An 18,491-nucleotide genomic window follows, 5' to 3' on the forward strand; every position below is an offset into this window, starting at 1 on the left:
TTTTGTGATAGGAACGGAATTAGACAGCGAAACTACATTGAGATTTGACCGATACTGTCGAACCGAGTCTTGATGGTTCAACATCAATCCTCTGCGCCATTTGTTCTTTTAACTCAGAAACGTGAGAAATAACACCGATCATGCGTCCAGTCTGTTGTAAATCCACTAACGTTTGAATGGCGAGATCCAAAGACTCTGGGTCTAAACTACCGAACCCCTCATCAATGAATAAAGTGTCTAAACGGATACCACCACTATAGGATTGCACAACATCCGACAAGCCAAGCGCCAATGCAAGCGCTGCCATAAACGATTCACCACCGGAAAGTGTTGCAACATCACGTGTTTTTCCTGTGTAGCCATCTTCAACCATTAAGTCTAAGCCGCGACCCGCAGCGCCTTTGAAGCCCTCTGTTTTTCGAGCAAGAATATAGCGCCCTTTACTCATGAGGCTTAAACGTTGAGAGGCCTGAATCAACACATCATCCAACAGTACACCAAGAACAAAGCGATGCAGGCTAACCCTGCTGCCTGTTTTACCGCTGGCAACGTCGTATAACGTACCAAACACTTTGTACTCTTCTTCTAACTTACTATTTTTCTCATGCAGCGTATCAATATCTTCACGAACTTTTTCAATTCGCTCAAAGGTTGAGCGCGTGGTATCGAGCTGATTCCTTACTTCAATATACTGCGCCTGCAGAGTGGTTAAGCTGTCGTTAAGCGAATCCAAGTCCGGTCTTTCAAGCGCTTTCAATGCATGGTTTAAATCATGTAGTGTTTGTTCAAGCTTGGTTTGTGTCTGTTTGAAGTTGTCTATTTCTTTCTGCCACGCTTGAAGCTCATCATCTGTCACTCTGCTATTTAGATAACTGCTTTCATCCTCAAATTTACTCGCCTGTAACGCCTCATTCCACGCTAATTCTGCTTGGCAAAGCTTTTGTTCTGACTCAGATAGCCACTGCTTGTTCGTCACTAACTGACTTTCAGCATTCGATTGCGCTAATACCGCTTGCTGCAAAGCGTTTTGCGCCTTTTCTAAACCTGTATTCAAGGTCAGAATTTGCTCTTTTGTGAGCGAAATGTCACGCTCAAGCGCATCAACGGAACTGTATTTCGGATCAATGGAAGCTTGTAATTGAGTCAATTGTTCTTGGTTTGCTTGAACGGTTGATTCATTTGCCGCCATTTGATTCTGCAGCTCATGAATTTTATTTTCACCCACAAAGCAGCGTTGATTAAGCTGTTCAACGTTCTTTTCTAGCTTTTCAATATCAATAGATTGTAGACGTAGAAGTTGATCATTAAGCGCCTGCAACTCAGTTTGAGCCGTCGAGATCTCAGATGCTGCATGCTCACCAAGCTCTTCTTTCAACTGGTTACATTGATTCTGATACTGACTAATGACAACGTTATGTTGCTCTAGCTGAATACTTAGCTGGTTCAATGATGCTTGAGCTTCTCTTTCTTTCACTCTAGCCGCCTGAACTTGCTCTTTTGTAACGACTTCTTCAACAAACGTTGCAGGGTTAGGATGCGCTTGGCTGCCACATACCGGACATGCTTCACCTGCCTTTAGTCTCTGCGCTAATACTGCCGCTTGAGCATTGTGCCACTTAAGCTCTATGGTATCAGCGGCGTGTTGACACTGCATATAGCGCTGACTGGCTTCCTGTAATGACTGCTGCTTGCTTACGGTTAACGCCGTGAGTTTAGAGAGCTCCAAAGTAAGACCATGCAGCTTTTGTAGATCCTGTAGTAGTCGTTGTTTTTGTTTTATTTCCGCATTGATGCTGCCAACAAGCGCAACATCTACTCGGGCTTGCTCTAGATCTTTCTGGCCCTGTTGCGCCTGTAACGCTAACTTGTCTTTCAGCTCTATGTACTGCTTTAACGTTGCTTCAAATTGTTGTTTTTGTTGATGACCTGCCGTTATTTTGCTTTCCAAGTTGGCTTTTTCAACCAACTTGTCTTTCATGCTTTCAAGTTGATACTGCAGCTGCGTTAACTGTGGGACTTTTGCCGCGGCTTCTTTTGCACTTTGCTGCAAGTTTTCTTTTTCTTTCGTAACAGCATTGGCTTTATCAAGGCTCTCTTTCAAAGCAACTATTTTTTGTCTGAGCTCTTGAGTTTGAGCTTTTGCATTTTGTAATGAAACGTAGGGTAATTCTATCTTATTGGCATTTTTAGCGTTTTCTAATTGCTGTTGACGAACTTTTATCGAGTCTGAATGTTCTAGATGCAGCTTGAGTGAGTTTTCTGCTTGCTCTCGTTTCGAAAACTCTCCATTAATAGTTTCCGCTTTTTGTAATTCAGATTTAGCAACATTTAGCTTATCTAACGAAGCTTGTTCATTCTTTCTATCGACCTCTAGCTGCTCAGCTGCTTGTTCAAGCTGGTGTAATAATTCCTGCTCTGAACTCACTCCTGCAACTTGTAAGGCACCTCGAATTTGATTATCAAATTCATCTTTCGCTTTACTGATTGCGCTCGCTTTATCCTTGAGCGCGTACTCAATTTTTTTATATATGTCCGTTTGAAAGAGCTGACCAAAAATTTCTTCGCGCTCTTTAGAACTAGCAAGCAACAGCTCGCGGAACTTTCCTTGAGGCAATACCATTACTTGGCGAAATTGCGTTTCATTCAAACCAATAATATTGCTCACTTCAGTTTTAACCTGAGTCGTCTTGCTAGTGATGAGCTTTTCGGTCTCGCCGAGTTCATAAAGAGCCGCAGTGTGCTTTTTTACCGTCATCCCTTCACCACGCGCTTTGGGCACTTCCTGCTCTGGAGATCGCACAACTCGGTATTGTTTGCCATGTAACGAAAACTCTAGAGCGACTTCGGTTGGTAAGTCTTGCGCCGATAAGTCACATCGCATCTGGATGCCTTGCCGCTCATTACCGGTAGTTTCGCCGTAAAGGGCAAAGCAAATGGCATCTAAGATCGACGTTTTACCTGAGCCTGTAGGACCATTAATCAAAAACAGAGGGTTACGGCCAAGCTTTTCAAAGTCAATGACTTCGGTTTTTGCAAACGGACCAAAGGCTTGCATGGTAAGTTTAATTGGTTTCATCTTTGGTCCCTATTGCTGTGATAATTGCTTAATAATGTCAGTAACGGCTTGTTCTTGCTCTTGGGATAATTGACTATCTTGTGCCTCAATAAAAAAGTCTCGGAACATATCAATTTCGCTTCGTGCCAACTTTGCTTGCGCCATTTCCTGCTCTACCCCAATTAACATACCCGGTTTCTCAAGATGTAAAACGTTTGGATACACCGAACGAAGCTTTTCCATTGGATTTAAAATCGCATGTTTATCCATCAAACGAACTAACAAATAATCTTCATTTTTAGGGTCAGTCTTGCCCTGCTCTATGACTTTATCTAGCTCTCCCTCAACAATGCGCATTTCATGAGGGGCAATTAGCTCAATATGTTTAGCAGAGACAAATCCTTTCTTGTCTAGTTCGACTAACGTGAAGCCTTTCTTCTGGTTCTGTTCACCAAAACTGTACTTCATGAGCGAACCAGAATAACGGATATGCTCTGCGCCTTTCTTTTGAGGCTGATGTAAATGACCAAGTGCGACGTAGTCGAAATCTAAGAAATGTTCATGACTTACGCGATCTGAGCCACCAATAGATAGTGGTCGTTCAGAGTCAGACTCAATAGCACCATCAACAAAACAGTGGCTAACGAGAACACGCCTTTGCTCTGAAATGAAATGCTCTCTTATTTGCTCTACAAGCAGTTGATGTGCCTCATCATGAGTTGATACCGAGGTTTTGTAGGCAAATCTGACCTGTTCAGGGTCGTTATAAGGCATGCCATAAAACGCTACCTCACCCGCAGAGTCCGTTTTTATGATGATGGGAGTTAGCATATCTTCAAAGTTACTAACAATATGAAGGCCTGCATTTTTCATTTGCTCTGAGCCAAAACCTAATCGTTCTGCACCATCATGGTTGCCAGATATCAATATCATCGGTGTTTTCAGTTCAGTACAAATACGCTTCACGACTCGATTTAGCAGTTCTATTGCAACCGTTGGTGGCACCGAACGGTCATAAATATCTCCCGCCACTACAACGGCATCGACGGGGTTGTGTTCAATATAGTTAATCAGTTGTTCGAGAACTGCTTGTTGATCTTCGAGTAGTGATACATTGTGGAATTGTCGACCAAGATGCCAATCTGAGGTGTGGATAAACTTCATTCGAATTCACTTTCCGCCAAATCTTTAAGCTAGGTTTGCTCCTGCAAGAATCCGAATTTCAGCCGTGTAAACATCAGAGTATTACGCGACTGGCTGAATCTGGCACAAACCAAAGCTCAATATATTTAATTTGGGTTAGGATATCTTGAGTCGAACAGCTTTTCATGTAGTTTATGTTCTATGGTTCACTATTTCACCGGAAAGCGAGAAGAACGTTGTATAAACACCTTTTAAGCAGCATTAAGCGATGGTCTCGAATAAAAAAACCGTCACATTTAAACCATTAAAAACCAACGTTTAGAAGGGACAAACTAGCTCAAGAACTACTCGTTATGCCAATTGTATAGAACTCCCACCGTATAACCATCTGGCTCGATATCAGCTTGCAAAACGTGGAAGTCTGAGTTGAGGCTGCTTCTTTGATGCTCCTCAATCATTAACACTTTTAAAACACCTCCGCATGCGCCCAGCCCTCCTAGTTTAACATCAATAAATTGATACTGAGTTTGATCGGTCACCCAGGGAGACAAGAGTTGCATAGCATTTAACCATCGAGGCTCATCGCCATCAATGGATAAATGCAACTCACTAAGTGAGTGATCACACCCTACTCCAAGTTGTTTAAACACTTTATCGACAGCAATGCTTTGTTGTTTGGTATCTAAATCAATTCGAACATCATCAGTAACAAGGCCGGACTGTTGAAAAAAGCACTTCGTCAAAATGATCGAGTTTTGAGATTTGGCATGCTCTTCTGCATCGCGAGCAATTTCTATAGCCAATATCCAAGTTGCTTGTGTATCGTTAACGTCACGGTTTATCCGATTTAGCGCCATCAAGAACGCCGCTTGACCATAAGGATAAAAATAAATTTCTCTATTGGCAGAGTTACCAAGGATAAGAGAAAACTCGTTTATCAATGCCTTAAGCAAGCTTTTATCTACCGAAGACGGTAAAAGAACACAGATATTCCCTTTGATATCACTTTGCTCCAGTATCTCGCGCTCAGAACGCACAAGATTTAATATCTGCTCATACAGTGATTGATCAGGATAGGATCTTGGTGTTTCTGCGGGCAATCTAAAACATTCGTTAGCTATCTCACGAACAGTGTATGGCCTGCCATTAATGGCAAGAAGATGAGTTTGAAATGCGAGTGGCATCTAGCCTCCGATAAAAACCGTAGGCATGCCAGACAGAATTTTACCACCATGAGACGTTGAATCCCCGACCCTTGCCGCTGGCTTACCGTTGATTGTAACGCTAGAAGAGCCTGCAGAGATGCTATCCGGAGGACCTATACAGATAAGCTTATCTCCCTGCCTAGCCGCTGGAATGCCGCCAATTGTCACGTTTGGCGAGCCAACTACGACGGGGCCACCTACATGAGGAATTTTTCCTGTTTTTTTAGGACAAAGATGAAAGCTGCCCAATATTGCGGCTGGTTTACCCACTTTAAATCACCTTAGTTCAATGAAATTTGCCCAGCTTTAAGAGCGATAGCAGAGCCGTTAATAGATATTTTATTGCCTTTGATGTTGATTTCTCCGGAACTAGACATCTGAATCGAAGCGCCACCGACTTTGATCTCGATACTCTTTCCTGCATTAAAAGACAACACTTCACCCGTTTCATTAGAAAAGTTTTTACCTACTTTCAAGATCGCATTCTTGCCAATCTCTTGATTGACATCATTCGTCACTTTTTCGGTTTTACTGTTTTCAACGGCAATATCAACACAGTCTTCAACTAGCATTTGGAAAAGTTTTTCGGCATGAAGATAGATGTGTTCTTCACCGGGTTTGTCATCAAAGCGCAACTCATTAAAATTAGATGTGCCTTTTTGTACAGAACGCGATTTATAACCACTTTGAGAGCTTTGCTCTGGTAACGTGTAGGGAGGGAGTTGACTACCATTGTACAGTGACCCCGTAACAATTGGCTGGTCAGGATCGCCATTGACAAACTCGACGATGACCTCTTGTCCTACTCTAGGATGAAACACCGAGCCCCATCCGTTACCCGCGATATTTTGCGCAACACGAATCCAACATGAGCTGTTTACATCGTATTTACCAACACGATCCCAGTGAAACTGAACTTTAATACGACCGTGTTTGTCTATGTAAATTTCGCCATCTTTGTTTCCCGTTACCACTGCGGTTTGCAAACCTTTCATCTGAGGTTTCGGATAGTTCACTGAAGGGCGAAGGATTGTTTTTGAGTCAACACAACTAAATGATACTTTAACACCTTGCGCAGCAGTGCCACCTTGACCAGTCTGATTATAAACAGCCGCAGATAAAAAAACGGAGGACAGTACGTATTCTTTGCCGACTCGAGACTTATCTTCATGCTTTTTAAACTTAAAGCACTTTCCCACACTGAACGTTCGACACGTTGCCTCGCCACGGCACAGATATGCGTTTTGCTGTAGTGCTTCTATAGCGTGCGTGTTTCTAAGTGCGTATTGATCATCACTTTCCGTTTCACCCATGTATTCAAAATACTCGCTTTCAGGCACGGTAAAAAAATCACTTTCACCCTTGGCAGTATTTTTAGGATTAGACGAGGGCTTAAGCATGTTATAGCCTGACTTTTGGCTTGCTTTAGTCGTCAAAACTTGGGTTTCATGCCATGAAGAAATATGGCTAGACTTAGCCGTACCTGTATCAAAATCGACTAAAAACTCTGTACCCGGCTTATAGAAACTGATGTCGTCAAAAACCTTAAGCGTGTGGACAGACTTAGTGTGTGTGAAACAGAACGACAACCCTTCTTCTGACAATAAGCGTCGGACAAATTCAAGGTCTGACTCTTCATATTGCACTTTGTATGTGTATTTAGGGTACGACTTAGTTAACTCAAAACTAAAGGCGACACTATGCTCCGAGAGTACTTCGGAGATAATGTCTTTTATATCTTTATGCTGAAATATTCTGCAATTTTTTCTATAATCGGCGAAACGTAATTTAGGCTCTATTAATAACTCTATATTTTTATAATTCTCACCATTATGAGTATTAGAAACTCGTTGCCCTTCTAATCTTGCAGCAGATACATAACCATGTATATAACGAGGTTTTGAAGAAACATCCTCACTATTTTCAAGGGTAATTGTTACTTCTTTACCAATTATTTCGTTTAACTCACTTCGTTGATCATTAAAGTAAGCTTTAGCACGCAATGAAAAAAGTTCTGAGATCTCTTCTCTATACTCAAATGAGTTTAGTATGATGGCATCTTTTCCGAATGGAGAGGAAATTCGGATGAAATTGTTATCTTGAGTTGCTCTTTTCATTAAATACTTCTTTCAAAAAATGCGGGGGAATATTCCCCCGCATAAAAATTACATTTGTTGACCTTTAACACCGCTGTAGCCGTATACCAATGGCGCAGAAGTGTTGTTTTTATCGTCAGTAGGAGTCACTGTCATCATCATTTCAGTGTAAGAAATAGTGATGGTTTCAACTGGACGATCATCCTGGATAGAAACTGAGTAGTTAGAAATCATCGCATCAGTCAGTTCGATCTTCATGATTTCTTCAACTTTCTCACCCTGCTTAGTAATATGGAAAACCGCAGGTTTACCTTTACCAATTGTCGCTTCTTTAAATAAGTCAGGAGAAGAACGGTCTTGAAGTTTAGTGATAGTCAAATCATATAGACGAGTAGCGCTCGCTTCACGGTCCATCGCTGTACCAGTGTATGATGAGATCTCACGACCTACACTCCAATCTACAGATAGTAGTGTAATCAAATCTTTATATTGCTCGGCAGTTGCCTCACCCTTAATATCTGCGTATTTAAGATACGTATTAGACTGCATGCTAATCTCCTATAGCATTATTAATTGACATATATCGTAGTAATTTAATTATCTGACGTTTGATGATAATTAGTGATTAATGTATCAAAAACTTCATTTTAAATACGCCCTGTTATATCTTTAAATAAGACTTAATTTAAGCGTTTTTTATAAAAAATAATAGTTAATATGAACCAACTCCCAATTATTATTGAGAGTGTAAAGGATGTTAAACTATTGAGACATCAAGTCCACTAGTTGTGCCTTTAACAATAATTTCATCAAACGTCTTATCATTAAGAATTGCATGCAATATTTCATGAGAAATCTTAGGAAGTAATGTGTTTTCTATGGTTGTCTGTACCACACGTGCACCGCTCCCCGACTCATTACTATTGTCTACAATATCATTAATTAGTTCTTCATCAAAAAATAGGTCAGCGCCGTAATTTTTACGAATGCGATTCGTAACTTTGGCTAATTTTAATTTTGTTATTTCTATCAATATTTCTCTTGATAGAGGCAAATAAGGTAATACATTAACACGTCCTAAAAATGCAGGTTTAAAGTCAACCAACAAATCGTCACGCAAAGCATCTTTTAGTGCTGAAGGTTCTGGATACAAATCAGGATCAGAATACAAAGACATCGTCGTTTCGGTCCCTGTATTCGCGGTCATAATAATAATAGTGTTTTTAAAATCTATATCGCGACCTTCACCATCTTTAATTGAGCCTTTATCGAATACCTGATAAAAAATATCTTGAACTCCAGGGTGCGCTTTTTCCATTTCATCCAAGAGAATCACACTATAAGGTTTGCGTCTGACGGCTTCAGTAAGTACGCCACCTTCGCCATACCCAACATAACCTGGAGGCGAGCCTAATAATAAGGAAACTTTGTGCTCTTCTTTAAACTCGGACATATTGATAGTTGTGACATTCTCTTCACTGCCGTACACTTTCTCTGCAATAGCTAAAGCAGATTCAGTTTTACCCACTCCACTTGGTCCCGTGAGAAGAAATACACCATTTGGTCGTGTCTCATCCGTGAGCTGTGCACTGGCAGTTTTTATCACTTCAGACATGACTTCCAAAGCGTGATCCTGTCCGACAACTCGTTTACACAAACTCTCTTTCAAACTCAGTACAGCTTGGATTTCATCATCCTGAAGTTTGCCCAGTGGTATCCCGGTCCAATCTGAAATTACTTCTGCAATAAGCGCTTCATTGACATGCGAAAATACTAATGGCTGCGAGTTAGCGGAGAGGCTACTTTCGAGCTCTTGTAACTTATCCCTAGCAGTCTCAGAACCCTCCTTGATTATTTGAGCTCTAAGTGACTTAGCTTCACTTACCCACTCTTTTTCTTTCTCCCACAGCATCTCTAGTTCAACTATTTCACTAGATAGAACATCAATCTCTTTTCTGACCTCTTGCAACTGCATATCAAGAGGTGCACCTAGCTGACTTTCTTGGCTTAGGTGCTCATACTCAGCTTGCTTGGCTTTTAGTTTATTCCTTTTCGCATCTAGACCTCCCGGTGTAGACGATTGACTTAACGCGACTCGCGAGCAGGCTGTGTCTAAAACAGACACAGCCTTATCTGGCAGTTGTCGGCCATTAATGTATCGAGCTGAGAGTTGAACGGCAGCATTGAGAGCCTGGCTAGTGATGTGGACGTCATGGTGTTGTGCCATTACGTCAAGTAAACCACGTAACATCTCGATCGCTAGCTCCGGCGCTGGCTCGTCGACCTTCACTACTTGAAAGCGTCTGGTAAGAGCCGCGTCTTTTTCAAAATACTTTTTATATTCTGCCCAAGTTGTTGCTGCGATCGTTCTGAGTTCACCTCTAGCTAACGCTGGCTTTAGAATATTCGCTGCATCACCTTGTCCTGCTTGTCCCCCACCACCAATCAGACCATGTGCTTCATCGATAAACAAAATAATGGGTTGTGGTGCGTCGTTAACTTCTTTCACAAGGTTTTTAAGTCTGTTTTCAAACTCACCTTTCATGCCAGCACCAGCTTGCAATAACGCCAGATCCAAAGACTTAATCGCTACATTTTGTAGAGCAGGAGGTACATCGCCCTCAATAATCTTTTGCGCCAAGCCTTCAACAACGGCTGTTTTTCCAACGCCAGCTTCACCAGTTAGAATCGGGTTGTTTTGTCGACGTCTTAATAAGATGTCGATCATTAAGCGGATTTCATTGTCTCTACCAATAACCGGATCTATCTTACCTTCCCTAGCCTGCTCAGTAAGATCTGTTGTAAATTGATTCAGCGCAGAGTTCGCGTTTGATTTCCCTAGATCATTCAATCCTGATTGACGCGTATTACTTTCTTTAAAGTTCAATAACCGAGATGGTTCTATCTTGTTTAGCTCAGGGCTAATCGAACCAGCCATGTTGACTAACGTATCATCGGACAAGTAGGCAAATAAAAGATGAATGCAATTCAACTGCTCCTGATTGAATTCAATCGTTGCCGATAGCAAAGCATTTTGCATCACAGTCACTGTGTGAGCTGAAAGACCTGGGACCGATTGACATCCCGTTTTGTATTTTTCAAGTATCTTTTGAAGATCAGTTTCAACCTTGATTTTATCGACATCAAATTCGTCGAAAACTTCCGAGTAAATATCGGCAGTGTGTTGAATAATCGTCATTAACCAGTGAGACATTTCAATACTGTGATGGGTTCGAGAGCTTGCCATCGCAGCTGCTTGTTCAAGTGTTTCCTTAGCCTGAGGAGACAATCTTTCGACCAACGCTGAAAGTGAGAGTGAAGCCATTATGTTTCCTTTAAATAGTAATTGTTATGGTTCGATCTTTTGTGCGTTTATGTTTTTTAAGTACAGAACCAACACCTAACTGACCATGTTTTTTTGATAAACAAACTTGAGGTAATAAACTATGTTTGGTGGTGAGCTGCCATTTCACTTGCTTATGCTTACCAATAAATTCATAAGCCGCACGTTTAATAATTTCTACATTTGGATGGTTAGGCAGTAATTTACTAACCAGATCTTTGTGCTTTGGCAGAAACTCGATCGTTGTTCCTGCGTTTATATTCCAAGCTTTCGAGCCTAAGGATGCTCCGGAACCAAGTTGAGCAAACTGCCCTTCTGGCATAGTTCGAGATGAAAGACGTGTTTGCTCTTCTTTTGCAAGATGTAGCCACTGCCCTTGAAACTCATGAATCTTTACTTGGCATCCAGATAAACATTCAAGAACACTTTTTAGTCCAGCTTTACTTCTCGTCGGTGAAGCAAAAACACCACCATAGTGCAGGGACAAAGAACTACCCTGCCCAGTTAATGCCGATTTACAATCTTCTAAAGGTGAACGTAATCCCTGTGCATGAGCACGAGACTGAACGGTCAATTGACTCAGTTGCCAGCATCGATAGTAAAGAGACAGTAAACGATGGTTAAAAATATCGTAGAAGTCCACCATTGCTGTATCGCCTTCTTTTTGACGATGCAAAGCTAACTCGCTGTAGTGCTGAGGAAGCACCCCCTGCTCACCCGTTAGGCTTATCAGATTAGTTTCTAGTGCTAGCTTGTGGCTATCAATATGTTTCAGATCGCAAAGCTGCGCATTTTCAAAACCTAACGATGGGTTGACCTTTAGGTTTAGTTTTTCATGCTTAGGTAGAGCATCTGTCCCTATTTGTGCCTCGGCTTGCAAGATCTCGTGTTCGATAAGGTGAATTGCTTCAAACAACGGATGTTGCTTTAGATCTCGATAAAATTGCTCCGCGATCATAGCAACACCTTATCGCCAGTTAATGCAGGCCATAAGTGGAAGGGTTTTCCCGTTGACTTAAGTCTTATTTCTAGCTGCGTAAAAATGTTAATTTCAGCATATTGTGCAAAGTAAACGGATAAAACACTACCTAGGAGGAAGATTTGCTCTTTAGGTAAAATTTGATCAGAAACCGTCAAAATGATTTTTATACCGTGCGCAAAACCAACTTTACCTTTCTGACTTACTCTGCCGGTAGTCGGCTCGAACTCTAACTTCGCTAAAGCATCAATTACCGCTTTCGTTTCTGCGGTCCCAGAAAATGCATAGAGATTCAGAGTTTGCTTCAAAGTTGTTAATCCATCTTCTTCGGTAAAGTGGTTTAAAGTTAGAAGCTTAGTTAACTGCCATCGTGTACTTTCATCCATTTCTGGCCGGAGGGTTTCTGATATAGAAACTAAACAACGAACTGACTCGAAGTTGTCATTTACTTCCGGCAAAGAGACTTTCGGAAGACCGCCTCCAAATGGAAGCTTCTGCGCTAAATTACGATTGCAGCACTCCGCTTCAACGTACATTAACCAGTTTTCTCGGCTCTCTGGACTGAACAATTGATGCCTTTTATCAACAAAAGAAATGTAAGTTTCCCTGCCCGGCTCATCGTATCCACCAGCCCAGTTTTTATCCTCACGTCTCATCAACCAATAAATTTCACTGGCGTTCATATAATGCGTGTGCTCACCAGCGTGATAACATGGCAGGTTGTGATACGTTTTGTTCCAGTTTCTCAATGTTACGTCAGAAATAGAGACAACCTCGTTACTCTCGGCTTCCTGGTATTGCGGTGATAAGTGGTAATCGTACTCGGTTGGTAGAATACGCTTGGGCTCCATAACACTTTTAAATAAGTTGACGACTGGCACACAACCAACCATCAAGCTCTCTTCATCCACTTGCTTAGGAAGCCAATCATCATTGGTATCAAAGTAAAAATACAGTTCAGCTTGCTCTCCAAGAGCTAGCTCTGATAATCCAAGTTCAGTGATATCAAAGAACATGAACTTCTCAGGAAAGTGCAGATACTCAACAAGTAATCTTGCTCCCGAAAAGCTTCTCTTACTGTATGGAACAACCTTCTCATCTTCTGAAAATCCCACTTCAATAAGATGCCTTTTCGTTAAAGCACGAACTTCTTTGCCACCAGCAACGACAGATAAACCAATTAGATTTTGAAATAGCATTTGGTAAAGTTTAAACGTCAACTGAGAGTGCCCGTTTAAATAAAAGCGCAACCGTTCTAATCCCATGTCACTCAGAGATGTCTCTTCATCTTGGGCGGTGAGCTGGATTTTCAAAACTGAATGAGCATGGCTTTCCCATTGGGAGCCCACCGATTTAAGCGGTGCGTTTTTGAAAGCGCCAGAGGTCACATCAACAGGGTACATTCTGACCGGATAACAGGTTCTAAACTCGCATTCGTGGTATCCAGGAGCACCGATAACGACTCGCTCACCTTCTTCTACGTCAAAAAAAGAGGAAGTGGAGCTAGAGCAGTTCATCTTAATGACGGACATTGATGGAATTGGTGCGTGAAAATCCGGATATAACTGCCCCATCAAAGATTCAGTGAACTGAGGATAACTATTGTCTAAACTTTGTCTAATCCTTGCCGTTAGAAATGCACAGCCTTCTAGCAATCTTTCTACATGTGGATCGTCAACCTGCTCCTCACTGATACGGAGCCTCGCAGCGATCTTAGGATACTGCTCCCCAAACTCTTGTCCTTTGTGACGTAAATAAGCTAACTCGCGATTATAGTATTTGAGAAACTCTTCACTCATTTCGCTCTACTCAGTTTCATACCTAAATTTACCGGCTCTACTTCAGAATTGAATCGCACTTCATGAATGCTGTTATCAATTAAGCAAGTGGCGCTGATTTGTAACCTCAACACCCTATCAATAGCGTTTTTCTCGTCCGAAATCTGGACATAAGGATTCCTTAACCTCGGCTCGAACTCTTTAATTGCATCATGAACAATGTCACAGAGCTGATTCTGCCCCTCTTGGCTGCTATAAGGCATCGAGGAAAAATCTGGCAGACCATAATTCAATATTGAATAGCGAACCTCTAAAAGGTCATCAGGAATGTTTTTCCATCCGATACGACTATTTAACATAGACTCCAGATCTCTAAGCAAGCTGTTCAACATCTGTTGTTGGCTCGTAGGGAAATCTTTTTCATCTCTAGTTGAAGGATCACTATCCATCAATTTGTCCAGCAGAGAAACGGTTAAAGACATGTTCTTGTTACGCTATTTGTTTCGATTCTAACAATGTAGTCAAGTCACAGATTGGGAGGGCTGAATCACCAACTAGCCAACATTTTTGGCCTAAACCCACGAAGGATTCTTGCTCACCAAGCTGCTTCCAATCCGTTTCTCGACCTAGCTTTTGTGCGTCAGTTTCTGAGTCAACATAGGTCAATGGCATATGACCTTCTCCTTCGCCAAGTCCGTCAATATCAAACTCTACAGGTCGCCAAATACTTTCTAATAAAGAGGTAGGTGCTTTTATTTCTAGCGCTTGAATGCTAGAAATTGGAACAAGAAAATAGTTACCCGCGGTGGAAAACAGTTCAATGTAACCACCTAAACGATCATCAATATCCCTAGCATCTTCATAGTTTGTACCGTTTATGTTAAAGCCTTTAATAGTACGATGCGCTTCAATGCTATGCGCTAGGTGTGACGCTTCTGCATAGTCTTGATTTTTGAGAGCGAGGTTAAAGCGAACAAGCTCTTTAGTTAATTCCTCGTCACCTAATACCTTGGCACTAGCCGCACCGTCGATAAAATCTTTTCTAGCCTGGGCCGCTTTCACTAAATGTCGCAACTGACTTGCACCAGGTAGATACTCAGGAAACAATTTGATCGATTGCATAAGTTGCTCATCCGCACGCTCGAAGTCTCCATCAATGCAAAGCAGCTCAATGAACGAGCTTCTCAAGCTTGCATCTTTAGGCGCCGCTTTAATTTCATCAATTAATAGCTCTAGAGCTTGTTGCAATTGGCCTTGGGACAAAGCATTTTTCCATTGGGTCATTGTTATTTCCTTACACCAAGTGCTCTGGTGATAATTCAGTAATTAATTTAATGCTAGATACCATTTGATCGAGCTGGAAGTGCGGTCGCAAATGGATAACAGAGTAATAGTGTCCTGGAGTTTCTCTTTTCTCTCGAACCGTAATTTTCGCTTCATTTAAGGGGTACTTCGCCCTAAGTTCATCAGATGCTTCATCCGACGCGGTAGTGTACTGATGCAACCATCGTTGAAAGTCCCGCTCTAGGCTTTCTGCATCTTGATACCCACCAATCTTGTCACGCCCCATAACCTTGAGATAATGTGCGACTCGCGACACACACAACGTGTATTGCAACATCGACGTGAGCTTTGCATTCGTTGAAATGTGTTTTTCTACATATTGCTTAGGCTTGTAGAGAGATACATTCGAGGTCATCCCTACCATATCGGTTTCAGGTACAGGAGAAATAGAAATGAAACCGCATTCAGACAACTCTTGTTCTTTTCTCTCAGAGATCTTTAAGTTTAAAGGACATCTTTCACGGTCATTCTTGCCATTAACACGCATTTTGTTCCTAGTAGGAGCGACGATAATACCCTGACTATAATCCCCTTGCTTAATGCCTCGCATGTGCGTAAACCACCCATGCTCCTGAAACGCTCTAATTGATACGGCCGCAAAACAATACGCGCTACTCCCCCATAGCAAATCGCGATTAGAGTCGTAGACATGCTCTTGAAAGTCGAACTGATCGTTGCGCGAACCATCACTTTTATATGGCTGACGGAATAAAACATTCGGCGCAGTCAGGCCAATAAATTTGGTATCATCGTTGTCTCTCAAACTGCGCCATTTTGCGTAATCTGCCTGTTCAAATTGGGCCGCAATATCTCTTATCGCAGAGAGCTGTGAAAAACTGTCAACACCAAACATCTCCGGCGATGCTGACATAATGAACGGGCTGAATGCTGCCGCTGCAGACTGAGAGATCTTGCTGAGCACAGACAGATCTCTATCAAAATAATTTTTACTCGCATCACAACGAAGTTGATAATCGCCAACTACCACGCCAAAGGGTTCTCCCCCGGCCATGCCATATTCATTTTGATAGAGCAGCTTAAATAGTGCTGATTGGTCAAACTCGATGGCTTTTAGTGCATCTTTACTGACTTCATTCCATGTTGCCGCCAACACCTTGACTTTGACGGAGTCCGATGAGCGAGTGTCGACCTGTTCGCATAAATACCTCACGCCGATCCAACCTCTTTCGAGTTGTTGAAACTCAGGATGATGTATTATTTCGTTTAATTGAGATTCTAATAGCTCATCAATTCGGTTTATCGTGTTCATCACACTATGACGAAAACTGTCCAAATCTCTTGAACGCGTACCTTCTAGCCAAATTCGAGCTGACTCTACAAGATCAGAAGATTCATTGAATCGAGTCAACCACGGGCTATCAAGCTCAGCATAGCCTCCTGTGCTGAATTCATGCTTTAGCTTGCTGGGATCGCGAAAGTTAAGTGACACTGCTATTTCCATCTAGAACATAACGATTTGGTATGGCTGGCCTTACGACCAGCCAATTCATTTCTTATCCACCCGACTGAGGGATCTTTGCAACAAGTCGCAAAGATGTCGTCAATTCTTCCATTTGCAGCCAAGGCTTAAGCCATGCTACAGCATTGTAAGAACCTGGTGCGCCAGGGATTTCCTTAACCTGGACACGAGCATCTGCTAGAGGGTATTTCGCTCGGATCTCTTGACCACCACCCTCTGAAGCATTTACATAGCCTAGAATCCAGCGGTTCAACCAAGACTCAACGTCTTCTGCTTCCATAAAGCTACCGATTTTATCTCGAGCCATTACCTTCAAATAATGCGCAAAACGAGATGTCGCCATCATGTAAGGTAGACGTGCTGAAATCGCCGCATTAGCCGTTGCTTCTGGAGATTCGTGGTTCGCCGGTTTTTGACAGGTTTGCGCACCAAAGAACACCGCATAGTTGGTGTTTTTGTAGTGACAAAGCGGTAAGAAACCAAGTTTACCCAGCTCTGCCTCACGTCGGTCGGTAATACCAATCTCTGTTGGACACTTCATATCAGGATCGCCATCATCACTCATGAAGAAATGTGTTGGCAAATTATCCACTCGACCACCACCTTCTGCACCACGGATAGCTGTACAGAATCCATATTTTGAGAAGGCGTCTGTTAACTTAACACCAAGAACATACGAAGAGTTCATCCAACAGTAGTCATTATGCTCAGCATTGACAGCAATACCTGACACTGGATCTACTTCGAACTCTTCAAATCCAAATTCCTCAACTGGAGCAGTGGCTTGTCCGTATGGCAAACGAGCCAGAACTTTCGGCATAGTCAGGCTAACAAAACGTGAATCAGCACTCTCACGGAACGAACGCCATTGAGCGTATTCTAGCGACTCAAAGACCTTGTCTAGATCGCGTGGTTTTGACAGTTCAGTCCACTCATCAAAGCCAAATAGTGCTGGTGAGGCCGCGGACAAGAATGGGGAGAAGCCTGAAGCGGCTACATTTGACATTAGGCGCAGCGACTCAATATCCTCTGGGTGGTTGGTAAACTCATAGTCACCAATTAATGCACCATAAGGTTCACCACCTGCACTGCCAAACTCAGACTCGTAAACTTTCTTAAAGATCTGGCTTTGGTCAAATTCAACCGCTTTACTCAAGTCTTTATGTAACTCTTTCTTGGTCATACTCATCATGCGAATTTTCAGAGTAGAGCTCGTCTCTGAGTTCATCACTAGATAATTTAAACCACGCCAAGAACCTTCAAGTTTCTGTAATTCAGGATGATGCATTACTTCAGACAACTGATCAGAAATCTGTTTATCAAGTAAATTAATCGCTTCACGAAAAGTTACCGTTAGGTTTTTGTTCCAAGTAACCGTCCCTTTCATCGCTTCTTCAGTGAGCGTTTTAATTAGCTCTTCAGCACGAGAGGCTTCTGTCTGCTTAGTTGCACCAATAGCTTGATCTAAAAATGAAGTTGTTTGTTCATTAACAGTTGGATCTAACTGCTTTTCAGCTTCAGTCGTCATTATTCCGCTCCTTCAGTACTGTCTGACTTCGCTTTCTTGCCAAGATCTAACTCGCCCGCAAGTTTTGCCAGATTGTCTGTGTTGTTCAAAACATCCTCTAAGATGTTTTCAAGCTCTTCAGAACGGTCAACTTTTGTCATCAAATCACGCAGTTTATTACGCGTTTCCATCAGTTGGCGCAGTGGATCAACTTGATTTACGATCGCAGCGGGCTCAAAGTCTTGCATTGATTTAAAGTTCAAATCCACCTCAAACTGTGAATCGTCGTTCGCAAGCTTGTTCGCAACTTTGAACTTAACCGATGGGTTCATCTTTTTGAGCACATCATCGAAGTTGTCTCGATCGATCTGAATAAAACGGCGGTCTTTCAATGGCTTCAACGCTTCAGTGTTTTGACCAGCGAAGTCACCCATTACACCTACAACAAAAGGTAGCTCTTTCTTAAGAGTTGTACCTTCAGTTTCAACATCATAGGTAATGTGGACACGAGGCTTCCGTACTCGTGACAGTTTCGAGTGGATACTCGTCATACCATTCTCC

At 42.2% G+C, this 18,491-nt stretch carries 14 protein-coding genes; all 14 read right to left on the reverse strand.

From position 1 onward, the window contains the following. Positions 1 to 19: 19 nt before the first annotated feature. The 14 genes from FKN16_RS09425 to tssB all read right to left on the reverse strand — a co-directional run bounded on the left by FKN16_RS09425 (position 20) and on the right by tssB (position 18,481). On the reverse strand, positions 20 to 3,076 hold the full coding sequence (locus tag FKN16_RS09425; RefSeq protein WP_170902544.1) for an SMC family ATPase: 3,057 nt from the start codon (positions 3,074 to 3,076) through the stop codon (positions 20 to 22). A gap of 9 nt (positions 3,077 to 3,085) precedes the next feature. Then, positions 3,086 to 4,219: an exonuclease SbcCD subunit D gene (locus FKN16_RS09430; protein WP_012842192.1), complete on the reverse strand. Its 1,134-nt coding sequence runs from the start codon at positions 4,217 to 4,219 to the stop codon at positions 3,086 to 3,088. A 323-nt stretch (positions 4,220 to 4,542) separates the two neighbouring features. Continuing rightward, entirely contained in the window at positions 4,543 to 5,382 is an 840-nt protein-coding gene (locus FKN16_RS09435) for an NAD/NADP transhydrogenase subunit beta (protein ID WP_170902545.1), read from the reverse strand. Then, the gene (locus FKN16_RS09440) at positions 5,383 to 5,673 is read right to left on the reverse strand and encodes a PAAR domain-containing protein (RefSeq protein WP_170902546.1); all 291 of its coding nucleotides are present in this window, start codon (positions 5,671 to 5,673) and stop codon (positions 5,383 to 5,385) included. 11 nt (positions 5,674 to 5,684) lie between these two features. Next, on the reverse strand, positions 5,685 to 7,520 hold the full coding sequence (tssI, locus tag FKN16_RS09445) for a type VI secretion system tip protein TssI/VgrG (RefSeq protein ID WP_170902547.1): 1,836 nt from the start codon (positions 7,518 to 7,520) through the stop codon (positions 5,685 to 5,687). 48 nt (positions 7,521 to 7,568) lie between these two features. Continuing rightward, the gene (locus FKN16_RS09450) at positions 7,569 to 8,048 is read right to left on the reverse strand and encodes a type VI secretion system tube protein Hcp (protein WP_005375967.1); all 480 of its coding nucleotides are present in this window, start codon (positions 8,046 to 8,048) and stop codon (positions 7,569 to 7,571) included. Between the two features lie 208 nt (positions 8,049 to 8,256). Further along, positions 8,257 to 10,824, reverse strand: a complete 2,568-nt coding sequence (tssH, locus tag FKN16_RS09455; protein WP_170902548.1) for a type VI secretion system ATPase TssH — start codon at positions 10,822 to 10,824, stop codon at positions 8,257 to 8,259. Between the two features lie 10 nt (positions 10,825 to 10,834). Next, positions 10,835 to 11,800: a type VI secretion system baseplate subunit TssG gene (gene tssG, locus FKN16_RS09460; protein WP_170902549.1), complete on the reverse strand. Its 966-nt coding sequence runs from the start codon at positions 11,798 to 11,800 to the stop codon at positions 10,835 to 10,837. Further along, the gene (gene tssF, locus FKN16_RS09465; protein ID WP_170902550.1) at positions 11,797 to 13,620 is read right to left on the reverse strand and encodes a type VI secretion system baseplate subunit TssF; all 1,824 of its coding nucleotides are present in this window, start codon (positions 13,618 to 13,620) and stop codon (positions 11,797 to 11,799) included. Before tssF ends, tssG begins: the two co-directional genes overlap by 4 nt. Next, entirely contained in the window at positions 13,617 to 14,081 is a 465-nt protein-coding gene (gene tssE, locus FKN16_RS09470) for a type VI secretion system baseplate subunit TssE (RefSeq protein ID WP_012842186.1), read from the reverse strand. The genes tssF and tssE overlap by 4 nt, the downstream gene beginning before the upstream one ends. Positions 14,082 to 14,088: 7 nt before the next feature. Further along, complete coding sequence (locus FKN16_RS09475) at positions 14,089 to 14,883, reverse strand: type VI secretion system accessory protein TagJ (protein ID WP_170902551.1); 795 nt, start codon at positions 14,881 to 14,883, stop codon at positions 14,089 to 14,091. 10 nt (positions 14,884 to 14,893) lie between these two features. Further along, complete coding sequence (gene tssC / locus FKN16_RS09480; RefSeq protein WP_170902552.1) at positions 14,894 to 16,405, reverse strand: type VI secretion system contractile sheath large subunit; 1,512 nt, start codon at positions 16,403 to 16,405, stop codon at positions 14,894 to 14,896. A gap of 52 nt (positions 16,406 to 16,457) precedes the next feature. Continuing rightward, entirely contained in the window at positions 16,458 to 17,951 is a 1,494-nt protein-coding gene (gene tssC / locus FKN16_RS09485; RefSeq protein ID WP_005396386.1) for a type VI secretion system contractile sheath large subunit, read from the reverse strand. Beyond that, a complete protein-coding gene (gene tssB, locus FKN16_RS09490; protein ID WP_005396385.1) occupies positions 17,951 to 18,481 on the reverse strand; it encodes a type VI secretion system contractile sheath small subunit in 531 nt (176 codons plus the stop codon). The genes tssC (FKN16_RS09485) and tssB overlap by 1 nt, the downstream gene beginning before the upstream one ends. Between the last annotated feature and the right edge of the window lie 10 nt (positions 18,482 to 18,491).

This window comes from Vibrio sp. 11-4(1), assembly GCF_013048625.1.
Lineage (GTDB): Bacteria > Pseudomonadota > Gammaproteobacteria > Enterobacterales > Vibrionaceae > Vibrio > Vibrio diabolicus.

Excerpts from the sequence above, each read along its gene's own strand:
- tssC (WP_005396386.1), bottom strand. The coding sequence starts at position 17,951 with ATGACGACTGAAGCTGAAAAGCAGTTAGATCCAACTGTTAATGAACAA.
- FKN16_RS09430 (WP_012842192.1), bottom strand. The coding sequence starts at position 4,219 with ATGAAGTTTATCCACACCTCAGATTGGCATCTTGGTCGACAATTCCAC.
- tssF (WP_170902550.1), bottom strand. The coding sequence starts at position 13,620 with ATGAGTGAAGAGTTTCTCAAATACTATAATCGCGAGTTAGCTTATTTA.
- tssE (WP_012842186.1), bottom strand. The coding sequence starts at position 14,081 with ATGTCTTTAACCGTTTCTCTGCTGGACAAATTGATGGATAGTGATCCT.
- FKN16_RS09450 (WP_005375967.1), bottom strand. The coding sequence starts at position 8,048 with ATGCAGTCTAATACGTATCTTAAATACGCAGATATTAAGGGTGAGGCA.
- FKN16_RS09425 (WP_170902544.1), bottom strand. The coding sequence starts at position 3,076 with ATGAAACCAATTAAACTTACCATGCAAGCCTTTGGTCCGTTTGCAAAA.
- FKN16_RS09475 (WP_170902551.1), bottom strand. The coding sequence starts at position 14,883 with ATGACCCAATGGAAAAATGCTTTGTCCCAAGGCCAATTGCAACAAGCT.
- tssB (WP_005396385.1), bottom strand. The coding sequence starts at position 18,481 with ATGACGAGTATCCACTCGAAACTGTCACGAGTACGGAAGCCTCGTGTC.
- tssI (WP_170902547.1), bottom strand. The coding sequence starts at position 7,520 with ATGAAAAGAGCAACTCAAGATAACAATTTCATCCGAATTTCCTCTCCA.
- tssC (WP_170902552.1), bottom strand. The coding sequence starts at position 16,405 with ATGGAAATAGCAGTGTCACTTAACTTTCGCGATCCCAGCAAGCTAAAG.
- FKN16_RS09435 (WP_170902545.1), bottom strand. The coding sequence starts at position 5,382 with ATGCCACTCGCATTTCAAACTCATCTTCTTGCCATTAATGGCAGGCCA.
- tssG (WP_170902549.1), bottom strand. The coding sequence starts at position 11,800 with ATGATCGCGGAGCAATTTTATCGAGATCTAAAGCAACATCCGTTGTTT.
- tssH (WP_170902548.1), bottom strand. The coding sequence starts at position 10,824 with ATGGCTTCACTCTCACTTTCAGCGTTGGTCGAAAGATTGTCTCCTCAG.